11 protein-coding genes and 4 pseudogenes are annotated in these 21,175 nt (G+C 57.4%); 5 read left to right on the top strand and 10 right to left on the bottom strand.

Annotated features, from left to right (window positions below; all coding sequences use genetic code 11):
* Positions 1–145: 145 nt before the first annotated feature.
* The 5 genes and pseudogenes from FGA82_RS29035 to tnpA all read right to left on the bottom strand — a co-directional run.
* Positions 146–331 (bottom strand): annotated as a pseudogene (locus FGA82_RS29035) (transposase); the annotation flags it as partial.
* Positions 332–333: 2 nt separating this feature from the next.
* Positions 334–607 (bottom strand): annotated as a pseudogene (locus FGA82_RS29040) (transposase domain-containing protein); the annotation flags it as partial.
* Positions 608–820: 213 nt separating this feature from the next.
* Entirely contained in the window at positions 821–2,026 is a 1,206-nt protein-coding gene (locus FGA82_RS29045) for an ISL3 family transposase (RefSeq protein WP_141129750.1), read from the bottom strand.
* Between the two features lie 47 nt (positions 2,027–2,073).
* Entirely contained in the window at positions 2,074–2,340 is a 267-nt protein-coding gene (tnpB, locus tag FGA82_RS29050) for an IS66 family insertion sequence element accessory protein TnpB (protein WP_141129751.1), read from the bottom strand.
* A complete protein-coding gene (gene tnpA, locus FGA82_RS33005; RefSeq protein WP_141129752.1) occupies positions 2,337–2,660 on the bottom strand; it encodes an IS66-like element accessory protein TnpA in 324 nt (107 codons plus the stop codon). Before tnpA ends, tnpB begins: the two co-directional genes overlap by 4 nt.
* A gap of 187 nt (positions 2,661–2,847) precedes the next feature.
* Between tnpA and FGA82_RS29060 the strand changes: the two are divergent.
* Positions 2,848–3,081: pseudogene (locus FGA82_RS29060) on the top strand (IS5/IS1182 family transposase); the annotation flags it as partial.
* Between the two features lie 171 nt (positions 3,082–3,252).
* On the opposite strand, the pseudogene FGA82_RS29065 reads toward FGA82_RS29060, so the two are convergent.
* The 3 genes and pseudogenes from FGA82_RS29065 to FGA82_RS29075 all read right to left on the bottom strand — a co-directional run bounded on the left by FGA82_RS29065 (position 3,253) and on the right by FGA82_RS29075 (position 13,474).
* Positions 3,253–4,469: pseudogene (locus FGA82_RS29065) on the bottom strand (IS3 family transposase).
* A gap of 649 nt (positions 4,470–5,118) precedes the next feature.
* Positions 5,119–5,427, bottom strand: a complete 309-nt coding sequence (locus tag FGA82_RS29070; protein ID WP_141129753.1) for a hypothetical protein — start codon at positions 5,425–5,427, stop codon at positions 5,119–5,121.
* A gap of 1,072 nt (positions 5,428–6,499) precedes the next feature.
* Positions 6,500–13,474: a TcdA/TcdB pore-forming domain-containing protein gene (locus tag FGA82_RS29075; RefSeq protein WP_141129754.1), complete on the bottom strand. Its 6,975-nt coding sequence runs from the start codon at positions 13,472–13,474 to the stop codon at positions 6,500–6,502.
* A gap of 2,261 nt (positions 13,475–15,735) precedes the next feature.
* On the opposite strand from FGA82_RS29075, the gene FGA82_RS29080 reads away from it, so the two are divergent.
* Together FGA82_RS29080 and FGA82_RS29085 are read left to right on the top strand one after the other, a co-directional pair.
* Positions 15,736–16,212: a sn-glycerol-3-phosphate transporter gene (locus tag FGA82_RS29080; RefSeq protein WP_141129755.1), complete on the top strand. Its 477-nt coding sequence runs from the start codon at positions 15,736–15,738 to the stop codon at positions 16,210–16,212.
* A 495-nt stretch (positions 16,213–16,707) separates the two neighbouring features.
* Positions 16,708–17,265 carry a response regulator gene (locus FGA82_RS29085; protein WP_141129756.1) on the top strand — a complete coding sequence of 186 codons (558 nt, stop codon included), beginning with the start codon at positions 16,708–16,710 and terminating at the stop codon, positions 17,263–17,265.
* Between the two features lie 43 nt (positions 17,266–17,308).
* Here the strand turns inward: FGA82_RS29085 and FGA82_RS29090 are convergent, their stop codons facing one another.
* On the bottom strand, positions 17,309–17,935 hold the full coding sequence (locus FGA82_RS29090) for a response regulator transcription factor (RefSeq protein ID WP_141129757.1): 627 nt from the start codon (positions 17,933–17,935) through the stop codon (positions 17,309–17,311).
* A gap of 963 nt (positions 17,936–18,898) precedes the next feature.
* Here FGA82_RS29090 and FGA82_RS29095 point away from each other — a divergent pair.
* A complete protein-coding gene (locus FGA82_RS29095) occupies positions 18,899–19,321 on the top strand; it encodes a hypothetical protein (protein WP_141129758.1) in 423 nt (140 codons plus the stop codon).
* A 44-nt stretch (positions 19,322–19,365) separates the two neighbouring features.
* Here FGA82_RS29095 and FGA82_RS29100 read toward each other — a convergent pair whose 3' ends face one another.
* Positions 19,366–19,620 (bottom strand): hypothetical protein, encoded by a 255-nt coding sequence (locus FGA82_RS29100; protein ID WP_141129759.1) that lies wholly within the window; start codon positions 19,618–19,620, stop codon positions 19,366–19,368.
* 649 nt (positions 19,621–20,269) lie between these two features.
* Between FGA82_RS29100 and FGA82_RS29105 the strand changes: the two genes are divergently transcribed.
* Complete coding sequence (locus FGA82_RS29105; protein WP_141129760.1) at positions 20,270–20,983, top strand: hypothetical protein; 714 nt, start codon at positions 20,270–20,272, stop codon at positions 20,981–20,983.
* The last annotated feature ends 192 nt before the right edge of the window (positions 20,984–21,175 follow it).

Genomic DNA, 21,175 nt, shown 5'->3' on the forward strand with positions numbered 1-21,175 from the left:
GGAAGGTCTGAAATACCCACCGATTTTTTGATGGGCTCACTACTTGAGACTCGAAAAATCATAAATCGGTCGAAAATCAGACCTTCTTGTCCTTAACTCACGGTTCTTTCCTCTGGTCGCGCTATTTCAGGGCTATTGGCCCGCATTACAGGCGCACCTCGCCCATACCCATCAACCGTTTTCGCACCATCCACAAGTTTGACAACGCGAACAACGTTGTCTGCTGTGCGATGTTTTTCGCCAGACCACGAAAGAGCACTTTCGTATAACCAAACTGGCGCTTGATCACGCGAAACGAGTGCTCAACCTTGGCCCGCACCTGCGCTTTCGCGTATCCGTGTCGATTAGCTCGTCGAGAAGGCTGGCTTGATCCGGACTGAGTTGCTCGCTGCGCTTGGCAAATTTGAAGCGCTTGAGCTGTGCGATCTCGTGGGTCAGTTTCTCGATCACCGTTTGGTCACGGTGGATCTTCTTACCCATCGTCTCAACGGTCTTACCCCAGTGTGTCGACTTGATGATCGAGTACCTCGACGCGCTGCATCAACTGCGTAGCCAGAGCACGCAGTTGTTCAGGGGTTAGTTGGTCGAGAGGGGGAAGTGAAATCATGCCGCCGACTTTGCCAGATCAGGCCAAAATCGACGACAGACTCATCGGACAATTACGCGGCCAGGCTGGCCATCGCCGGCGTCACAGGAGAGAAATCGCATTGCTCGGCCCAACGCGTTGCCAGGGTAAACCCAGCACCAAAGCGCTCAATTGCTCAGCGCTCAATTCCATCTGGGTGTCGTGTCGAGAACCCGGCCAGAAAAATTTGGTTCTTCACGGATTACCGGCAAAGACGCTCTTGATCTTCATGAAAAAGAATTCGCTATCCCGGTAACCGTACGCCATCCGCTTGATCACCTTTATTCGATTGTTTATTCCTTCCAGTTGGCCCGTATGCATCGGCCAACGAACCCGGCTTACGATGCCCCGCCAATAAATCTTTAGCCGTTTGGCGAACTGGATCAGAGCAGGTATTTCGCTTTCATGTGCGTGGCGTAGCCATTGTTTCCAGGCTGATCTCCAGTCCCAAGCGGTGCTCGGCGTCCAGAGCGTTTTGAGTTCAGCCTTCATCAAATAGACCGTCATTAGCGATTGGTTGGCCGCCAACAGGTCCTGTAAATGGACCTGTTGCTCCGGTGTTTTCAGGTTCTGCGGATTGCGCAGTAACAGCCATCGCGCTTGCTTGATAACCTTGCGAGCCGGCCTGTCATGGCGTAGCCGATTGGCTTCGTCAACGCGAACCCGATCGATCACTTCTCGGCCATATTTGGCCACGACATGGAAGAGGTCATAGACCACTCGGGCTTTTGGGCAGTGCTGGCGAACCTCCAGGTCAAAAGCGGTGTTCATGTCCATCGCGACCGCTTCGATTCGGGCGCACCCCTCTGCCCCCAGCTCTTCGAAGAATGGCCTGACCGCCGCACGGCTGCGGCCTTCACCAATCCACAGCACGCGTCGGGTATCGGCGTCCAGCACCACGCTGGCATAACGATGTTCTTTGAACAACGCAAACTCATCCATCACCAAACGTCGCGGTTGCGCCTTAGGCAGCGCGCTCAACGTCGCTTGCAAGGCTCGACGCTCCAGCAACCTAACAGTGTCCCAATGCAGGCCGAACATCTGAGCCACGTGCAGGGTTGGAAGGCGTTCGCAGGCCTGAACGACCGCCTCGGCCAAGCGACGCGTCATACGGGCATAGCGATCCAGCCAACTGACGGCCTCCATGCGTTTGCCACAGTCGCGGCAGCCAACACGCCTGAGCAAAACGCTGAGGCGCACCGCACGACCGAGTATGGGCAAATCACGAATCACTCGCTCGCAATACTCATGAGTGGTTGAACAGGGTTTCTGGCAGCCGCCGCAAGAAGGGAATCGGGTGGCGTGGGGAGTCAGATCGATCTGGAGGGCGTCACCATCAGGCTTGATGTTAACGACAGAAAAGCCCTCCCAAAAAGGAAGGAAAGTATTAATATCGCGCATAAGAACGCCGGTTTGTTAGATGTGTTTGCTCGCACGAACATCATCAATCAAATCGGCGTTCTTGTTTCTGTGTTTCCCGGGATTCCGTGAAGAACCAAAAATTTTCCCTGGTGCAAACGACGGGCCGCGAGCCAGATACCCAGCCCATCGTGCACCAACACTTTCATGCGATTGGCGCGGCGATTGGCAAACAAATAAGCGCTGTGCGGCTGCGCCGCACCGAACACGGCCACCACCCGCGCCAACGCTGTCTCGGTGCCGGCCCGCATGTCCAAGGATTCGGTGGCGAGCCAGATCGCGTCGACACGGATCATCGTGTCAGACCACGAACAAACCGGGCAAACCCCGCTGGGTCGGAAGCGGGCCACGTCACGGTCAGGGCCCCTTGTTTGTACGGTATCTCGATGCTGGCTGATGGCTCAGGCACTGCCTGGGCCGTGGATGTCAGCTTTAAGGGCACAAAAGCTGGCAAGTCCGCGACCGTATTATTGTGCTTGGGCGGCAGCCATTTCCGGACGACATTGGCATTGATCCCGTGCCTCAAGGCGACACTGGAGACGGAGACGCCGGGTTGCTGGCATTCCTGAACGACTTGGGCTTTGAGGGATTTGGAGTAGGTGTGTCGTTGGCGCATGGGAATCCTGACGTTAAGGGTAATTGCGTCCGCTTAAATAATCGTGGACGCTTTTGCCCTTATCGCTCTTGATCTCCTGGTCGGGTAGATGACTTCGCCGGCCCCTTACCTCTCACCTACATGGACGCCCCCCGTTTGCCTAGCGCTCAATTGGTGACAACACAGGCGGGGTTGAGATTGCAGCCATACGACTATTCTGCGCCAGGTTGCTGGGCTAAGCCTGGAGCGCATTCCCGACGAAACCACCCTCCTCAACTTCCGTCGCCTGCTGGAAAAGCACGAGCTGGCGGCAGGGATTCTGGGCGTGAGCAATGGCTGCCTGAGGGATCGCGGCCTGTCGCTACACCAGGGCACCATCGTCGATGCCACGCTGATTCATGCGCCGAGTTCGACCAAGAATCAGGACGGCAAGTGCGCCCCGTAAATCAAACCAGAAAGGCAGTTATTAATGGTACCTCGACATAAAGGCCCATGTGCGACCTGAAAGTCGCTTGAGTTCTGTTTTGCTTAACGACTTCTGCCACCCCGCAACGATGAACGGTAAAACGAGGGTGCTGGATTGGCCCCTATCAAACCGGTCACCAATACCCCGTTAAATTGATGCCGCTGCCAAGCGCCTAAACTCCCGTGGTGAACGGTATTTCAGCGCGCTGTGCGAATGCTCCTCGTTGTAGTGTTCAAAGGCAATCGTCAGGTTACGCAAGGCCGTTTCCCGGTCAGGTTTGGGCATGTGCGCGACGTAATCGCGCTTCATCGTTTTGACGAAGCTCTCGGCCATGCCGTTGCTCTGCGGGCTGCGCATCGGTGTGGTCACAGGCTGCAAGCCGATCTGTTGGGCAAACTGGCGTGTCTGTTCAGCGATGTAGGCCGAGCCATTGTCGCTCAGCCATTGCACCGGGATGGCTGGCGCCTCTTCACCGAAGCGTTTTTCCACCGCCTCCAGCATCAGATCACGGATATCGTCGCCGCTGTACCCGGTCGGACTGGCCACCCAACCGATGGCTTCGCGGTCGCAGCAGTCCAGGGCAAAGGTCACGCTCAGCTTGTCGCCGTCTTCACAGCGAAACTCAAACCCGTCTGAGCACCAGCGGGTATCGCTGGAGGCAACAGCGATCCTGCCTTCATGGCGGCGTGCCACGCCGGGTTGTTTAATCCGTCGTTCCAGCAGTAACTGATGATCGCGCATCATGCGATAGACCCGTTTGACGTTGATCGGCGCCTGACTCTGTTATTCACGCCGACGACGGAGCAAGCCCCACACACGACGGTAGCCATAGCTGGGCAACTCACTGACTTCTGACTGAATCTCTTTGACCAACGCGGCATCGTCCAGCACGCAGCGACGCCTGCCAGGTACCGTTTTAGGATTGAGTCGAGCTGTTAACTGGGAGCGCGCTACACCGAGACTTTCACTGATCAGCTTCACAGGTCGTCCCCAGGCAACAAGGGTGAGCGCGCAATCCATTTTCGCGACCGAGCAATCTCCACGGCTTTCTGAAGGATCTCGACTTGCATGGTTTTCTTACCCAGCATCCGTTGTAACTCACGGATCTGTTTGAGTGCGTCGGCCAATTCAGAAGCCGGTACTACGGTCTCTCCGGCACTGACCGCCGAGAGGCTGCCATTCTGATAAAACTTGCGCCATTGGAAGAACTGGTTGGCATTCACGCCATGGCGCCGGGCCACGACCGAAACACTTTGTCCTGGTTGCAGACTCTCGCGAACCATGGCCAGCTTTTGCTCTGGGCTCCAACGGCGACGCCGCTCCTGGCCCAGCAGCTCTCCACCCTTATCACTACTATTAGTCATATACATAACCGTTTGCCTATCCCTTATCTTAAGGGGGAAACGGTGTCCTGTCTTTCAGGGGACTCGTCCAGTATTGGAGGCGGCGTGGGTGAGAGCGACAGAATCGAAGACCTGTTCTCCCGTTTAATATCCCAGGAGTTAATTTCATCAATTGTTCTTTTGATCGCTATCGCCTGTTGCCGGCTCGACCATCCCAATGATGGCGAAGCTCCGTTCAGCCTTTTTGCGCGCACTGGCAGGGAATTCAAACAGCTCATGCAACGGTCTGATTGATTGAAGTTGGATCCATTAGATGACATCTGAAGCCGGCGCCGACGCTGGAAACTTCTGGAAGACCCGCCCCTTTCACACCTTTAAACTGTATTCACCCGAAGAGCGACACCATCCGTTAACGATAAGCACAACATTCCAACGCCACTGGACAGCCACACATGGCGGCAACGTGTTGGTCTATTGAGCAGTAACGGATGGGGTTGGGTATACCAGTATCGAGTATACGATCATGATCATTCGCCGCATTCAATACCCAGTTGCCGGCGCAGTGAGTCCAATGACAAAAAACTCAGCGCGATGACGCTAGACTTGGCCGCCGGTGGGCAACATCAACGGCAGGATCACGTTTTTTCATCCCCACCCTTGGCTGCCCTCCTCAGTGGCGTCTGGCATCTCTGCGTTGACGCAACAGATCCAGACAGCTGTCCAGGCGCATTCTGATATCAGCAGAAAGCGAGGTGACCCCGCGCTGCCAAGCAAGGGAGATCGGTACCCGAAAAAGGCTTTTTTCCTGCGGCGGTTCATGGGTGATCTGTGGAAAGTGAGAATGAACAACCGAGCGAGCAATCTGGCTCAACAGTTCAGGGTCGCGGTGTTGCAAGCAGTTGTCCAGTTGTACCGCCAGTTCCTCATCCGTGATCGGTTGCCCCACGAACTCCTGTTCGATTGTGTTAATTGGGCTCATGATGTTCTCCAAGGAAGTGCGGCCTAACATCCACATAATAATAAAAGCCCTAACTTACCGATTCGCAAGGACGCTTTTGTCAGGATTGCAAACCAGTCGTCAGTTTTTATTCCATTAGATGACTTTTTCTTTTAGTCATCGCAAGTGCGCACATATACCGTGCATCATTAGTGAATCATAACAACACGATCTACTTGTTTCCAATAAACAATATTTACCCGCACCGTTAGTGCACGGCGTCTTATTGAACTCAATGATCCGGCATTGAGCCCAGCGTTTAACAAATTTCGCAATTAGCTCCTGCCCCCTGAGTCAGACCTGCTTGCGCAGTGCCTCCCCGGCACCTGAGGTGCATTCGGGGTAAAGTCAGGGTCACGCCAGACTGCTCGGTCGCCATCCAGTTGGCGTTCCGGCGTTGTACGCTTGCAGTCTAGCCGCGCTTTAAGATTTGTGCGGCGCCTGACTAATCGGTTCGCAAAAAATCTCACCCTTTGGCTTTATTGCCTTAATTGAGTACGGTCTGCAGGTGTTGCACGTGGTCCTTATCAGGTTTCGCTGAACTCAAAGACCTAACCTTGACGGTCATCGGCAAGGCGTGTCGCTCTATGCGCCCATCAAACGCCGCAAACCCTCCCGCCGCCAGTCAATAATCAACATTTCCTATCAATGAGCATTATTTGAAGCGGCTTTTGATAGCTTGCGAGCGGTATATAGCGCTCTTTAACCGGCACAGTGGGGGCCTTTCAATCGGCGCCGATGACCTTAAAAACCGAGCGGGTTGACCGACCTTGACGCCGTCAGCCAGACTCAAAAATATCAATGCGATCGAAAAATATCTGTGCGGTTAAGGATCGGACATGCCCTGCGCCACACAGGATTTATAGTGCGTACGTGTGTGAAGGGGGTAACACTTAGACGGCGCCGGCAAGTGTTTGGCCCGGACACAAAAAAGCAGAAGAGGCATGGCACCCCTTCTGCTTGTTTATGCTGTTTAGATCCGGATGACGTTAACCCGGCCAGGTGCATTGACGACAGCCAGCGCCGTCAATGCCTGCTTTGCCGCCTGCGGTTCTCAGCGCTTTGCCGTCGGTGGTTTAGGCACCGACGAGAGTGCGAAGAGTACGTTTCTGGACGGGATGGCCGCAGTGAACCCCGTGACCAATTGATCAACGCTGACCGAAAGGGGGGTGCCTTCCATCTCGATTCGCAGGTGTCGGTGCGCCGCCGACGGACTGCTGAAGACGTTGCGCACGACCAGCACGTTTTGCGTCTGGGCATAGGTCAGCATCAGGTCATCGTTGGATCGACTGACCAGGTACAGGTCCGGGTTGCCCACTGTCAGGATCAACCGGTCCATGGCATTGCGCGGATCTTCATTGTCAATGACGACCGTTGGGTAATGGCGCCACATGTCCTTGCTCAGGCGATAGGTATCGTTGCCGGCGCCGCCATGCAGGATCACCTGGTTAACCCCGGTCATGATCGGTGCTGACAGATCGCCGTTGCGAGCACCCGTGCCTTGCACCAGCAACGAGTCGCCCACCCGCTCGACATTGGTAAAGCGGCCCATCACGACACTGCCGCCGACGTGAACACGATACAAGGTTTCATCGGTGGGGCTAAACACATACGCGGCCTTGTGACCGGGTTCGGTGCCCAGGAAGCGCAAGTTGTCCGCCGCGGCAATCGCATGGCGCCAGAACACTTCGCCGCTGGCAACATCGAACCAGCCTTGCACCAGCGAACCTTGCACCGACGAGCCTTGCAAGGTCAGCACGCCTTTGCTCTTCCAGTGGGCGGTGAGCTTGATCAGGGCAGGCGCCAGGTTGTTGGCGTTGTTCTTCTGCCAGAGTTTGCTGACGGCAATCAGATGCAGATCGCCGTTGTGGGTGCGCAACAGAATCTCGCCTTTGACGGTGGTCAGGCGCAGACCGGTCTCAACCTGCTCGGCTTCTTGCAGGAACAGCTCGGGTGCCAGCGCGCGAGCGACCGGCGGCTGCGCCGAGGACTTGAGCACCCCCTCGGCGTCAAACGCGACGGCCAGGGCCTGTGGACTCATGACCGGCTGACGGTACAGCTTGCCGCTGCGAGGGTCGAAAAGCCGCGCCGCGGCGCCATCATCTTCAAGACCCAGCCACTGCAGCGTTTTGTTTTGCAGGGCCAGCGACGCGACCACCACCTGGCCGTTGCTGTACCAGGTGGGCAGCACACTCTTGCCGTCTGTGCTCTTGAGGCCAAAGACGGCCAGGGTGGCATCCTTGCCATTGACCGTCCCCAGGTCTTGCCACCAGTTGGTGTGCCCTTTAAGCCAGTGCTCGTTGACCGCTTCGTAGTTGAAGCGTCCCTGAGCATCCAGCTGGGCCACGCGCCCATCTTCGGTCACGACCAGCACGCTGCCGTTGACATCGACCACACTGGCCAGGGGCGTCGTGGGGATGCGCAATGCACTTGGCCGGTTGGCATCGAGCACCGTTTGACCGCCCCCTTCCTGGCGGAACAGCGCGTTTTGCTCTTTGCTGTAGAAGTAGAACACTTCCTTGGCATTGGCACGCGGCAGGTTCCCCACCAGCATCAGGTCGGAGGGAATCGGCCAGGCACTGCGGGTCTGCTCATGTGCCTGGAAACGCAGGGTCCGATCCTTTGGCGGTTCCAGATTCGGTTTGATCACCTTGCCATCCTGGGTGCGAATCCAGTAACGGTGGGCAACGCCGTCCGCATCGTTGCCATACACGGTCACCAGCGGCGCATTGACCGGGTTGATCAGCGGCGAGCGCAGCGTGTAGCCCGGTGTTGCCCGTGGTGCGCCGTTGATCTGGTACGCCCTGAGCAGGTTCTCGACCTGATAGCTGTGCTGGCTCAACAGGGCATCATCGCCCATGACACTGACCAGCTCCATTCTGTCGCCCTGGAGGCGGTAGCCCAGCTCGGCTTCGCGGTCGTCGGCGAGCAGGTGCGTGCGCACCAGATAGATCGCATTGCCCTCTTGCCACAGGCGACTGATCCGGCCGGCCGTATGGTTAAACCAGGGTTCGAACTGTGCGTTGACCTGGCCGGTGGCAATCGTCACCCGCCACACGGCGGCGTTGTCGGCGTCGTAGAAATACGCCTGATCGTCAATGACAGCCCCCAGCGTGGCCTGCTTGGCCTGCTCCTGGGTGGTGTCGGTAAACAGCATCCGATCCTTGGCCACCTCATAAAAGCCTCGACCGACCTGACGGGTGCCATGGGTGTAGTTTTCCACCACCACGAAGTTAGCGCTCAGTTGATGAGTCTGGGCCAGCTCGTGCAGATGCTGGTCGATGGATTGGCCTGGCACCTGCCACTTGCTGGCATCTTCACCCACCACCTGAGTGTTCAGGCGCGCAAAGTCGACTTCGCGCACTTCCCCCTTATGGCCGATCACCAGCACACGTGCGCTTGGAGGTAAGTCCAAAGACACCGTAGTGCCACCGATCATCAGACGGTTGTGGGCGACCGTGATCCGGTCATTGTCCAGCGCCGCACTGTCAATGATCCAGCGCGACGGTGCACGTGCGTTCTCCTCGCTCAGCTTGACCGTGACCCCTTTGTTGAGCGCGACGAGATACTCGCCCCCTGTCCCTTGGATCTCGTAGTGCAGATAACCGTGCATCTCCTTGGGCAACTCAGGCACCAGCAGGTGGCGGTTGCGCTGATCGAGCAGGATCTGGATCGGGGTGGCAACGTACTCCTGATGAAGCCGGCTGATCGTGTATTCAGAGGGAAAAATGTAGAAGTCGTAATCGAACCGATAGTCCTGCTCCAGCCGGCGGATGACATCAAAGCCTGGATCGTGGCGTGTCGTGGCTCCAGGGAAATGGATGTACCCGTAGCTGATATAGGATTTGACCGTACCAGGCAGAATAATCGTCTTGCTGTCGCTGTGAGACAGCCCCTGCAGGCTTGCATAACCAATACCGCTGCGCACCTCGATCGCCTGGCTGCGATCGCGAACCAGCGCCGGGAAGTCGCCGCCCCAGAAGAAGTAGTTGAGATCTCCCGAACCGGTTCGACCGTGATGCGTGCGATAGATGTACTGGCTGTCGAACTCAAGCTGACTGCGGCGCAGGTTCAAGGTCTTGATGACCGCGCCGGGCAGCGGCACCAGCATCTTTTGCTGGTCATCGTAACGGTAGCCATTGCCTTTATAGGCGGCGTCAAGGGCTGCAAAATAGCGCCCTACGGCCTTGACATCCTCCGCCACCGGAATAAACGCCAGCGTCAGGCCCGTGATGCCGATCGCCACCCCACCCAGAATGACCCCGACCCCACTCAGGGCCGTGCCCAGCGCCACAGCGCCCAGCAGTCCAGCCCCGATACCCGCGGCGCTGACAATAAAACTGGCCGAGTCAAACGCCAACTGCGTGCCGTAAAGAACCTTTTGTCCTTCGTTTTCGGCATGCGCAAGTTCGTAGGCATCCAGAATGACCAGCGCCCCGCCCAATACCACGCCGGCCCCTTCGCTGAGCGTGTGGCCCAACGAGGAGACAAATGTCTTGAGGGAGGTTTCAGCGGCAATCTCTTCGCCGCGCAAAGCGGTGCGTACCAGGGCAATGACCTTGGTCACATCCTGAATGCCGCCATGAATCATCTGGGCCACGTTGAGGTAGCAGTGCACTTTCAAGGCCAGCGCCAGTTCAGGTGAGGCCGTGCCGCTGGCCGCGTCCTGACGGGCTTTGTCGGTAAACCAGCGAATCAGGGCCTGGACCGCAAAGCCTGAGTTCAAACCGTCCACCGGCGAGGCGTCGGTGCTGGCCGCGCGCGCGCGTACCTGGCCGCGCTCCAGGGTAAAATGCTCGCCCAGGGTCGCGGTGTGTTCGTCGATAAAGTCGCGAAATCCGGCAAAGGTGGCATCCTCTGTGGTCACCCAGCGTGTTTCCTGCGGTTGCTCACGGTTGATGAACTGGACTTCGTAGCGCCCGTCGGCCTGCTGGCGGGTGTTGGCAATCACCGGCATCCAGTGCTGATCCAGACCGGCTTGCAGGGCCAGTCGGGTACTGGCTTCATGGTATTTGCTGCCCCACTGTTCGGCATCGAAGGTGGCCAGGGTGGTGCGCAGTAGCGCGTCCGTGACGACCCGCTCCTGGGCATCCACCGTGCGCTCCATCTGGCGCTGCGTGTCGAGCACATCGGCCAGCTCGGCCGAACGGCTCAGGTCAGCCACCGTCAGACAACGGTTCAGGGGCACCTGGGCCATTTTCGCCGCATCGATTTGCACCACGTCGAAGTTGGGTGATGTCGCGCTGCCCAGGGCGCCATAAAAGGCGGCCAGCTTGCGTTTGACCAGGTGCTGGCTGAGCCCGCGTGTCAGGTTTTCCGGGGTGTCGAAGGCAAAAATCCCCACGTTCGGATCGTAGAAATAATAACGACGGCCTTCGCCGGCCACCACGCAGCCCACCATCATCGAGTGACGCTGCGTATTGAGTGCAAAGAGGGTCGTGCGGCTGGCCGTGGTCAGGCGCGAGACCACATCGGGCAGCTTGAACAAGCCCAGTATTGTTGAGGCCTGTACCGCCTCCACATTGGAGTGCAGGGTGATCAGGCTGTTTTTGAGCAGTGTCGAGCTACCGGCTTCTGGATCGGCGGCGGCCAGGAACAGTTTCTCCACCAGGCTGTTGACCCCCTCCTCGCCACTGTTGGCGAGCGCCACGGCCATCGCCCGTACCAGCGGGTAACAACGACCACCGGCCTTGTCGCCGACCAGCGACAGGTAGAAGTCCTGCGGTACCAGACGGTTGAACGTGCTGCCGGCGCCCTGGAAGTCTTCGCTGAAGACGGCCGTTTGCGCCAGGACCTTGTCGATGTACTCGGCCTGGCTGGCTTCGGTAATGCGGCCACTCAAAGCGCCTTTTTGCACTGGGGTCAGTGAGCCTTCGAGAAAGAGACGTTTCATCTCCAGCACCGAGGTGGTGGCACTGACCCCGGGAATGGTGATGTCCTGGTAATTGCGCACCCCATCGAAAAACGCCGCACTTCGGGCGCTGCCGCGCTGGTACGCCTCAGAGACCGCATAACGTTCGGCCACGGTGCTGGACGGTTCATCATCGCCCCCCTGAATGGCGCTATCGTCGGTGCGCACCGCAACGGCCATGCCGTCCTTGGCTTTGATCTGTTGCCACAGCCAGGTTTTTTCCACGGAGCGGGCTTCACTGAGCAGCGGGTCGTACTGCGCCTTGTAAAACTCCTTGGTGAGGGTGATCTGTTTGAGCTGCTGTTCGATCAGGTCCGATGGGCTGGCATTGCGCCGTGCAGCCCACAGCTCGTCGCACTTGAGAACCAGTTGATCGGTATCGGCGCTGATCTTGGCGGCAATCTGGTCACGCACCTGGGTCCAGGCGGCGATGGCCGGGTGAAACGGCGAGAACTCTCCGCCGGTATACACCCCGTCAGCCACCCCTTCGACGGAGACGCCGAACAGGGCCGCCATCTTCTTCAGGCGCTGATGAACCTGTTCACGGTAGGCGGCAAACTGAGCCTGGTTCTTTTCCAGCAGGTGAGGATCGGGCGACTGGATCGTGAGCGGCTGCGCACCCTCGCGCAGTTTTGGCCATACCACGTGTCCCTCGCGCAGGTACTCCTGTTGCTGAAACACCATCTGCCATTGATTGTCGACGTATTGCATGTACGCGGCAGCGAGGCCTTCAGCCTTGCCGGCAACCTGATAATCCTTGTAGTCAATGGCCATGACCACGTGGTCGTAGAGCAAGGAGCTGTTAACGCGGCCATCGTGGTAGACCCGGTAGGTCTTGGCATCGAGCTCGGTCACGATGAGCGAGCACCCCGACAAGGACCCGGTGAACAGGAAGGAGCCGGCGGGCGCCTGTTTGGCAATGTCCACATACGCCGGTGCGGCATTGGCCTGGTTGGCACCGTTGTAGCCCAGAAAGTAGGCCGGCACGCTGGTACCGGCGCCAGGTCGGTCGGTGTATTCGATCTCATACACGTCGGTAGCCACCTTCACCAATTGCGCCGCTCCCTGCGACGGCAGGCGACCGGCCTTGACCAAGGCCTCGGCACTGAGCACATGGGTTTGGGCAAACTGGACAGGGTCGGTGATGAACTGCTGGATGTCGCCATTGCCTTCACGCGGTTCTGCGCTGCCACTCATCGGCACCAGGCTGCCCTTGAGTTGACGATCCAGTATGGCCTGGGCCAGCAAGGCCGGGTCACGCACATCGTAGCCGCGTGTCTGCAGTACCCGTGGCAGCGTTTTGTCAATCGTGGTGTCAGTGAGCAAGGCCTGCGCACCAGCGGCTGCAATCAGTTTGGCGCGCGACTGGCCGTGACTGCTCGACTCGCCTTCGGCGGTCTCCGAATAGGCGATCCCTTTGGCTACCCGGTACATGCCGCCTGGGGTATGTTCAATAAAGGCGGTTGGCGGCAGCAGCTCGCCAAGCTGGCGACTGATCGTGCGGGCATGCTCCACCCCGGGATTGGACAGATAAATCACCGCCTGATCGGTCAGGGTGCCGAGCTTTTTCGGCCCGATAATCTTGGCCTGATGCAGCCAGCCTCGATTGTCGTCACTGAACAGCTGGGTCAGCGCCTGAAGCAATCGGCTGAAATGCTCCTGGCTCACATTGACCGTCAACCGTGCGCCGACTTTAGCGCGAGCCGCATGGCGCTGGGCGAAGTCCTTGGGCAGTACGCGAAACGCTTCGGCGTTGCCCAGGACGCTGTCCGGTTGCGCCGCCAGGGCGGTTTTCTCATTGCCTTGTACCAGCAAGTCGACGGTCGCCGCCCGAGCGGCCAGCGCCTTCACATAGGCCACGAACTCGCGCTGCTGCACCTCACTCAGGCCACTGACGCCGGCGGGCTTGTCATTGCTGTAGCGCAGGTAGGCGGACTTCTCCAGCCGATCTTCAAGCATACGTCGTTTGCCAAGCGCCTCGCTGGTCCAGGTTTTATGATTGTCGCGATAGTTCCTCTTTATTTCATCCACCAACGCCAGCACTTTCTTATTGCGCCTGGCTTCATCAAAGGTGACTTGTGCAAAGTCGAGTAGCGACTGATAGCTTTTGCCAAACATCGTATTTACCTGATTAAATTATTAATAAGCACCTGCCTATCCCCCGCCCGGACACTGCCAATAGCGAAATAAACAGAAATAAAACTTCCAGGATAAACACCAGCCAAATACTGGCTTCGAGTCCTGCCCATACAGAACTGCGTGCGGCATTCTGAAAGCAGCCCCTTAATGGTCGAACGGCCCTGTGGATCGCGACTTTTTATTTATCGTTGGAAGTGCGTACAACGCGTCCCCTTGCCAGGTTTGCGTTGTATATATCGCCAAACAATCATGGGCGATCGCGTATCGAGGATCAATAAAGGTATGATTTTAGAGCTGTTGCAAGCTGTGTCGGCCCGTACAGAACAGCGGCAACTAAAGATCATCAATAGAAATAGCGAGAGCACTTTGTGCTCGGCCCACACCCCGCGCCTCTGTTGCCGCTCATCTCTTAAAACGTGTTCTCGCAAAACAAGCCTGGCTCGAACGCCACGCAACTTAACAAGGCCATTGTATTTTTGACCGAGCTTAATTAACAGAAACACGCAGCGAGCCGGACGCATCATCGAAACAGCTTTAAACAGACGACTAAAAGACGACAAACATAAAAAACTAAAACTAAAACTAAAACTAAAACACACTGGGTGCCCCCTCTGCATCCGCACATCAAAATAGAAACCATGAGGGTATGGCCTCCTGTTAATGACTCTCTACCCCACTTCGCCCGTCAATCTTTGGCTGGCCTCGCCGGTACACTCACGCCGTGAGCAGGCTCATGAGAAAGGCGCGTTTCCCCCGGCTCTGGCACGTTTCGGGTCTGTGCCATCGACCAAGCTGTCGTCGGCTGCGGTACCGCGACTAAGTACACATCCATGCATGGCATTGACGTCATGCGCCACTTCAATGGCAACTACTGGCATCCCCCCTGCTGTTGTAATGCAGTGCTAACCATGACAGGCGGCTGCGTATTGGCCAAGCTTTGCTCGCCGCCACTGGGCGAGCCGGCAACCCCACGACGGCCTCGCATCAAAGTGAAGAAAACCCCTACAGACAACATGTAACGCATCCGCCAAATTTGGTACGCGGGTCTGCTCTTGAGTGGGTATGTATGAAAGAAAGAATGAGGGCGAGGCATATTTATTCGAGCAGGCTCGCGCCACGTTTACAGCAAAAGGCAATAGGCGATGGCGTTCCGGATCAGTGTTCAGCACGGTGGGTTAACCCACCCTGCAGTTGAACAGCAAGGCGCTCGGACATAGGCATCGATGATTGTCGGTACAACACGGTGCTCGCCTGCATCCCAAACCACAGCATGGGGTGTCGGGCGAACGATACGCATTGAACGTACCTGCGCCTGCGACTCAGATCCTGAGCGGACTTTGAGCAGGCAGGCGGCCTTTAGGGAGGCGGTTGCAATGAATTCGGTAAAAGCCCTACACGATGCGCACAGATATGCCAGTGATGGAAAAAGAACGCCGGCCCCACCGCTGCGCCTAGCGGCCTGGGGGCTGGGCGCCAGGCGAACGCGGCGCTTGCGTGCCATTCTGATCCGATTTTCTCACGCTTCTTCAACCGGGCATCCCGCCTGTGGCGGCGCACATCTGACGACACCGCCACGCCGCAGGAGCAAGCCGATGCTGATAGACAATGCCCGGAGGGAGGACGCTCAAAGCGCGGGGGACATTCGTCACATGACGGTACGCGCCCATGTCGATGCGCCACCCGCTACCCCTTCCAGCGCACCCACTGCACCCACTGCACCTGGGTGGTTTGACGCCGCTGACGCGCTCACTCTGCTCAATTCAATGGTCAATCGCATACGCACCCGCCCTTGCGCCAAGCCTTTGGTTCGCTGGTGAAGAGTGAACGAACACGCGGATGAGCCGAGCCTGCGTAGCGAACGATCCTGCTCGGGCAAGCGCCCCTTGTCCTTTGCCCGCAGGCCGTGATGCTCGACGTTATCCCTTTCCGGCGTTTGACAAGGGTTGTGTTTACGTCGGCGCGCTCGCCACGTTCAGGTTCTTTTCAAGTAGCGAAAAGGCTGCTCCACGCCTGACACAGCGTGCAATCTGGCAAAGACGCTCCAGTCTGTTTTCGGACGATGTAATTTCGGTGAGGGATGTCATGATTAGTCACCCCGCCGCGCATGTGTTGTTTTCGCTGTGTGTGCTGCGCGCTGTTTTTTATTTTTTCACGGTTGCTGAAGGAGCTAACACCGGTACTTGGACAGTCACAAGGCGGGCCATGAAACAACTTACACACCAACCCAATCGATGCCGCTCATGAAAAATCTGACGCTCTACTCTTTGTTACTGTCCTTGTTGCCACTTCCCGTACTGGCCAGCGCATCGGTCAATCAAGACCAGGGGTTCTGGTACCTGCAAACCAGTGTGTATACCCGCCATTTCTCTCCAGACTCCAGGCACGACAACCATCAGGAACTGATCGGGATTGAGCGCAATGAAGCTACGGGCCTGGTGTGGGGAGCGGCAACTTTTGACAACTCCTTCAGTCAGCGCTCGTATTATGCCTATGCCGGCCTGCGCCTGGACAATGACAACTACCCCGTATACTTAAAACTTACCGGCGGCCTGCTGCAAGGTTATCGCGGTGAATACAAGGACAAGATTCCGTTCAACCACTTTGGCATTGCCCCGGTCATTATTCCGTCGCTGGGGACCCATTATGGTCCGCTCGCCGTCGAACTGGTGTTGCTCGGTAATAGCGCGGGCATGATCACCGCCGGCGTACGCCTGTAATGCACCAGGCAACAAGCCTGCCTTGGACGCCAAAAACCGTGTTGGACTGACGGATAAGATCGGTAGCGCCGCCATGCCCGGTATCGACGACACCGCCGAGGCAGTGACGCTCGGCCTCAAGCCCTCGTTATTCACGCCAGTGCCCTGCCTGCTCCCCGACCTTTTCGCCGATTCGCCGATTCGCCGACGCTCGGTGGCGAGCGCCTGCACCGCGCGGACGGGGTGCATCACTACCAGCGCCAGGCTACTCCGCCCCTTCAAATTGAGGGATTCTCCTACAGTCACACCCCCAACAAAGGCCTAAAGTTTGGATGGTGCTGGCAGCGCGATTTTGGCTCCGGTCGGTTGTGCCAAGGAAACGTTTGCGCATATCCCTCCCCATGTTTCAATCGTTTCCATTAGCCAGCACTTTCGCCCGCACTTTTTTATAAAGCTGCGGGTTTTTTTTAGCGTCTTGCCTTGCTCACGCACAGGCAGACATGACAAAACGGCCCTTTGAACAAAATCGACGCACTGCGCGACAGGTGTTCACTACCCGTTTTTTATTGCAGCGTGCAACAAGCTCGTGCAGTCACCTGCATCGATGCCATAACCAGAGGAGTTGGGATGATGAGTGAACAACGTCAATCGACTTGGCCCAGCCTGCTGCTGGTCGAGGATCATCCCTTTCAGTTGATCGGCATTGCCATGCAACTGAATCGTTTAGGATTTTTTTGCATGCGCCTGGCACTGGACAGCGCCGAGGCCCTTGCCATCATCAACGAGGGGCGAGCCTTTGATGTCCTGGTGTGCGACCAGCACCTGTCGGATGGTCTGGGGGTCGACCTGACCGAAACGCTTTATCGCTTGGGCGCCATTCGCTATGCCGTTCTGATCAGCGGAGTGGATGACCCCTCCCTGCTCGACAACCTGCAACGGGTGGCCTTGCGCCGTGGATTGCCTTTGCTCGCCTGCCTGAGCAAACCGTTGTCGCCTGGGCTGTTCGTTCAAGCACTGTCGCCGTTATGGCCCTGCTGCAGCCGACGCCGCTTTGAGGTCGATGAACGTGTCTAGCGCGGGGATCCCGCATCGGGTGGATCAACAAGGGTGTCCGCCCTCAAATCACCTTATTTCGCTTGGCCAACTCAACCAGCTCAAGAAAGTTGGCCACCTGCAGCTTGATGATCAGACGCGCCTTGTAGGTACTGGCCGTCTTTTCGCTCAACATCAGTTCCTCGGCGATGTCCTTGACCCGTCGCCCGCGGGCCAGTTGGCGCAAGACCGCCAGCTCCCGATCGGACAAGGACTTCATCAGGGTTTCTTCCGTCGCAAGGCGCGAGGAGGTATCGACCGAGGAGAAATCCGTGGTCGGAAAAAGCGTGTAGCCGGCCAGCACAATCTGCACGGCGCTCATCAATTCGTTGAGATTGCCGTCCTTGGAAACGAACGCATACGCACCGGCTCTGGAGCAGCGGATGGCGTACCGACTCAGGTCCAGATAGGAAAAGACGATCACCTTGATCCGCTCGGACTCATCGCGCAGGCGCTGCAACACCCCAAAGCCGTCGAGCTTGGGCAAGTCAATGTCCAGAATGACCAAGTCCGGAATCAGACTGCGGGCCAGCGCCACCACTTCCAGGCCGTTGCCAGCCTCGCCCACCACCTCGTGACCTGCTTTTTCCACGATCAGGCGAACTGCCATGCGCACTACGGCATGGTCGTCTACAATTAATATTCTAGCCAATAATTCTCCCTCCCAACGTATCCGTATGTTGCCCTGGCATTCTTATAGTTAACTGAATCGATTAATCTTATGCGCCGCTGGGTGTTGCATCGTTTCGTAGAACGAGGGGGGCGGTTTGGTTGGTGATACATGCTGGCGTTAAAGACAGGTTTAAATTTAATGTCGACAGCGCCACTTCAATACAGCGCGCTTGCGCAAACTAACATCACCCATTTCGTCCACTCCATTAGCCAGTGTTTCAGGTGGGCTGACTGTCAAGTGAAAGAATCGCGCCACGCGATGAGTCGCCTGGGACGTCAAGTGGCAAGCAGTGGCCCGCTATAGAAGTCAGGACAAAAGCGCCGGACAGAGATCGGTGCCCGAACATTGTTCGGTGCTCCCAATCAGTAAGGGGGTCGCCCCGCCCTCGCCTGCATGGCGGTCGGACTATAATAACTTATAGCCTAGATCCTTAGTAGGGTTTTGCCTGTAGGGAAATCCCTCACTCTTGGCGTGCCAAGTGGGCCGCTCTAAAACGAGCTACCGGGTTTACGCGAACGCTGGGCAAGGCTTGTCGGCAGGTGATGGCTTTTTTCGCGAGGCTTGGCGCATTTTTTGTCATTGCCGGGTTCTACTGTCAGCCGCAGCTTCGGCACGCCCGCACATGAACGCGCATAAAAAGAGGAAAATCCTTACAGCCTTCTTAATACACACAATGCCATCATGCGCCGTCGGTGATGCGAATTTAGTTGCGCGACTAACGATGGGCGGGCGCGCTCGATCCGACAAACATACGATCAGCGGCGCCGCGGGGCGATAAAACCTTTCGCCCACGCTATTTGCATCAGCCCTGGGTACTGTTTAAAGGCTGCAGCTCACTACTTGCCGGGGTGCTGTACTTATATTTTGATTTTTATTTTTTTTTGGATTTGATTTTTATTTTAACGTTGCACTTTAGCGATTCAATCAAGTTGAGACCCTTCCATGCTTCCCCTGGCTGTTACCGCTGCGTTTCTTGACGAGACTGTCCGCCTGCTGCGCGATGCCCATCAGCGGCTGGCGGGCGTGAGCAAGTTGCTTCACGCCCTCGAGCTTGATCGGCAACAAGGGCAAACACGCAATCTCGATTTGCTGGTGCACCTGGCTCAACAGCGGTGTGCCGCCTTCAGCCAAGACCTGGATCAGCAGATAGAACGGCTGCAGGTGCAGAGGAACGACTTGCCGGCAAGCGCGGTGACCGAGCCCCTCGTCTCGGCCGCCTCGCTGGAACTGCCCGAGCGCTATGATCACATTGACTGGCTGGTGGCCTTGATGAATGCGCTGCATGCCGATGAGGCGCAAGAGCCCAGCATGGGCCTCGGGCTGAGCTGGGGCAAGCACCTGCCGCCCCGCAATCCGGCCCCTTGACCGCTCGCCATTAAAAGCCGCTTAGGCGAAGGCGGCCCATAGGGTCATGGGCGCTCGGAGCCGCTGGCCTTGCGCGCCGCGTTTTCCTGCGCGGCGGCCACAATCAGGGCGGCAATCCCCCGGCGGAAGGGATCAAGGTTTTTATCCACTACAAACATGGCGTTGCGCACGTTTTCGGCGACCTCGACCGAGCCGCGCTGCTCCACCCAGCGATTGAGCTCTTCAATCGCCGCCGCCAAAGCCAATTGAGTCTGGTGCTGTCTGCTGAGCAAGTTGGCAATCAAGGTCAAGTTATCCACGTCATCTCTCCAATCAGGTCGCGGGGGTCAGCCAGAGGTAGCGCGTTTGAACCTTCCTGAAACCGAGCCGGTTGCGTGGGTGAGACGCTCGGATTCGCCCCCCTGCAGATGCCTGAATAGTGCGGCTTGCCGCCCTGCAAACACATGCGGATCTTGGGCGTCATGGCGCTGCACGGTTCAGCAAACCGCCAGGGAAAATTTCGATCTTTCCTTCCATGGCGTCTGTAGGGAATTCCCTCAATACGTACAAGATCGGCGACCTCAATCATTACAGGTTTGCCTCTCGCCCATGATCCTGGCTGAACAAGGTGTTCGCGCCTAACGCGGGTAACCGGCGCGCACCGACTCGTCCTCTTTTCTTGACCTTTCTGACCTGACGCCGCACTTGCCTTTAGTCCTACAGGTCATAGACGCCCCCTACGCTCCTGCGCCCTCTCGACCCCGCCATCGACATGCCCATTCAATCCATGTCGCGCGCCAGCCGGCGTACGACGTGCACCTTCTCGCCTCGGCCGCGCCGTCAGGGTTGGCGTTTGGGCGCGCCAACAATATTAGGAAAATCCCTACAGACACTGTTAGGGAGAAAGCAGAAATTCTTTAAAGCCTAAGTTTGCACTCAGGCCTTCCTGTACTTAACGAGGGGATCCCCATGCGCTTGAAAATCTTCAGTGCTGCTGCCATCAGCGCCTGCTTGGCCTGCACACTCCTGCTGACGGCCTGTTCACCCAAAGACTATACCTTCACGATGTCAAAGGACTGGAGGCAGGACAAAAAACTGCAAGAGCACTTCCAACAGCTCACCCATGAAGAACAGGATCTGTTTACGGCCTATACCGAACGCTTTGAGCAAGGTGAGGAGGCCGAAAAAAATGCCGCCGGGATGATTTCCATTGATGAGGCCATCAAGCAACAAATCAAGTGGCAGAACGAGCAACCCAAAACCGAGACGGCCATGCCGTCCACCCCAACCAGCGCTGAGGCCGAACACGTCAAGCTGCTCAAGCAAATGCGCAGCGTGATCACCCCGGCGGTGACCTCGCTCCAATACGTCAAAGAGAAATCTGCAGAAGGTTGGGAGTTGGGGACGACCTACAAAAATAACGGCAACCTGAAACTGACCGGCATCGAAGGCACTCTGGTGATCGGCGATGACCATGGCAATGAGCTCAAGCGCTCAACCGTACAATCTGACATGGCCATTGAACCGGGGGCGACACAAGCCAAGATGTGGAACCTCGAATGCGACAGCAAGAACGCCGCTGATCTGGCCTTGAAAAAAGCGGATGTCACCAAGCTGGTGTTTTCCTGGTATCCGTCCACCTATCGTTTTGCCGACGGCACCCAGATGACCCTGGTCAAGTAGTGCATCGCATCGGCCCAAGGGTGGACGCCTGAGGCGGTGCTGGGCGGACTCTACGCAGACCGTTGCTTCAGTCATCGTTGATGATGCAGGCGAAGGCCTGTTGAGCGCCGCAAGCGTTTCGGATGCTCAGCGAGAGTGTATGACCCTAAGCGTGGGGGGCGCTTGGCGGTAGACCGGCGTAGCGGATGCGCC

It is taken from the genome of Pseudomonas fluorescens (assembly GCF_005938625.1).
In the GTDB taxonomy this organism is placed as follows: Bacteria; Pseudomonadota; Gammaproteobacteria; order Pseudomonadales; family Pseudomonadaceae; genus Aquipseudomonas; species Aquipseudomonas fluorescens_BD.

Coding starts and splice junctions, on each gene's coding strand:
- FGA82_RS29045 (WP_141129750.1), bottom strand. CDS start 2,026: ATGCGCGATATTAATACTTTCCTTCCTTTTTGGGAGGGCTTTTCTGTC.
- tnpB (WP_141129751.1), bottom strand. CDS start 2,340: ATGATCCGTGTCGACGCGATCTGGCTCGCCACCGAATCCTTGGACATG.
- tnpA (WP_141129752.1), bottom strand. CDS start 2,660: ATGCGCCAACGACACACCTACTCCAAATCCCTCAAAGCCCAAGTCGTT.
- FGA82_RS29070 (WP_141129753.1), bottom strand. CDS start 5,427: ATGAGCCCAATTAACACAATCGAACAGGAGTTCGTGGGGCAACCGATC.
- FGA82_RS29075 (WP_141129754.1), bottom strand. CDS start 13,474: ATGTTTGGCAAAAGCTATCAGTCGCTACTCGACTTTGCACAAGTCACC.
- FGA82_RS29080 (WP_141129755.1), top strand. CDS start 15,736: ATGAAAAATCTGACGCTCTACTCTTTGTTACTGTCCTTGTTGCCACTT.
- FGA82_RS29095 (WP_141129758.1), top strand. CDS start 18,899: ATGCTTCCCCTGGCTGTTACCGCTGCGTTTCTTGACGAGACTGTCCGC.
- FGA82_RS29105 (WP_141129760.1), top strand. CDS start 20,270: ATGCGCTTGAAAATCTTCAGTGCTGCTGCCATCAGCGCCTGCTTGGCC.